This is a genomic window from Winogradskyella immobilis (assembly GCF_021887715.1).
Lineage (GTDB): Bacteria > Bacteroidota > Bacteroidia > Flavobacteriales > Flavobacteriaceae > Winogradskyella > Winogradskyella immobilis.
In genome coordinates this window covers 1-334 of the sequence record NZ_JAIQXX010000080.1, presented here as the reverse complement: position 1 = coordinate 334, position 334 = coordinate 1, and the positions used below count along the sequence as shown (strand labels likewise).

Here is a 334-nt window from a genome sequence, read left to right as displayed (position 1 = left end):
ATATTATCTGTTGCTGTTGCACCTAATTCTGTATAAGTGTCTCCTACATTTAAATCAACTATTGATGATCCATTTAAAGTTATTACTGGTGCTGTCGTATCTGGAATAACATTTACCGTTCTATCTACTGAAGCATTATTGCCTGCTGCATCACTAACACTATAAGTTACTATGTACACTCCTGCTATTGATGTATCTACTGTGCCTGTAATATTTATATTTCCTGTTAAATCACCATTTATATTATCTGTTGCTGTTGCACCTAATTCTGTATAAGTGTCTCCTACATTTAAATCAACTATTGATGATCCATTTAAAGTTATTACTGGTGCTG

Annotated in this window: 1 protein-coding gene; it reads right to left on the bottom strand. The window is 32.9% G+C overall.

Translation table 11 applies throughout. The annotated features are described in order from the left end of the window. Window positions 1-334: DUF5011 domain-containing protein (locus K8Z87_RS13895; RefSeq protein ID WP_227478173.1), on the bottom strand; the 334-nt coding region annotated here is incomplete at both ends.